The organism is Methylosinus sp. R-45379, assembly GCF_001644125.1.
In the GTDB taxonomy this organism is placed as follows: domain Bacteria; phylum Pseudomonadota; class Alphaproteobacteria; order Rhizobiales; family Beijerinckiaceae; genus Methylosinus.
In genome coordinates this window covers 1-1,041 of sequence record NZ_LUUM01000188.1, presented here as the reverse complement: position 1 = coordinate 1,041, position 1,041 = coordinate 1, and the positions used below count along the sequence as shown (strand labels likewise).

General features: G+C 62.2%; 1 pseudogene. It reads right to left on the bottom strand.

Going from position 1 to position 1,041, the window contains the following annotated elements:
• Positions 1 to 229: 229 nt before the first annotated feature.
• Positions 230 to 1,041 (bottom strand): annotated as a pseudogene (locus tag A1351_RS25275) (ATP-binding protein); the annotation flags it as partial.

The following is a 1,041-nucleotide window of genomic DNA, read 5'->3' as shown; positions in this document are numbered from 1 at the left end:
CAGCTCGGCCTCTTCGGCGATCGCGAGGCTTTCGAGATCGAGAGCCCCGCGATGTTCCATTCGAGCGACGTCGCGCGTCCCCGAGCCGAACATGACGACGCCGTTAGGGCGAAGCTGGATGCGAAAGCTGGGCATGGCGACGCTCCTCGATCACGAAATCAGGCCGAAACGATTCCCCTGCTCTGCGCGAATTTCAAATGCTCGGACGCGTGAAAAGAATTGCGCGACTCTAATGAGTCGCCATGACCGAGAACTCCGAGCCGCTATTTTCATATCGTAGCTTGGCGCCGATCCCGCGCGCATCGGACAGCTCGTTCGCCAATTCGTCGACGACGCCGGTTTCCGCGCGCGTGTCGAGCTCGCCCCGCCGCATGCGCTTGGCCTTGCGTTCCTCGATCTCTTTTTCCGCCGATCCGCCCGGAAATATTCTCGCGAGACGCCGCAGCGCCTCCCGAAAGCCGATGCGGTCATAGAGACGATTGCGCAGCGCTCTATCGCCAGGGGTCGTCGACAGAGCCCACAGCTCGATCGGCCCGAGCGTGTTGACGAGCATTTGCTCATATTTGGCGTTATCCGCTTGCAGCACCACCAGGAACGGCGCGCCCGCCGGACCGGGTCCATGAAGGCGATGGCGGACGATGTCGGCGCTCGCTTCGGAGAGATTGAAGCGCTGCACAATCTCTTCGGCTTCCGCGTCGTCGCCGGCCCGCAGCACGAAGCGTCCCGTCGATTGGCTGACAATCGCGTCGCCCATGTCGCTCAAGCGCTGACTGGCAAAGCCGAGCTGAACATTGTGCTTGGGGCCTTCGCGAACATCGAGCTCGGCTTGCGCGCGGACTTGCGGACTGCCTTGCGTGCGATGCCATTCGTCATAGTCGAGCCGCTTCACCGATTCGTAGATTTCCTGGAAGCGCGGCTGGTGGAAGCCGCGCGCCTCTGCTGGCACGAATGGCAGGTAATCCGGCTTCAGGAAGAAATTGCGCGCGATGATGTGGCGGGCCAGCATATACATCATCTCGGTCTGCCGATTGGCCGCCGCAG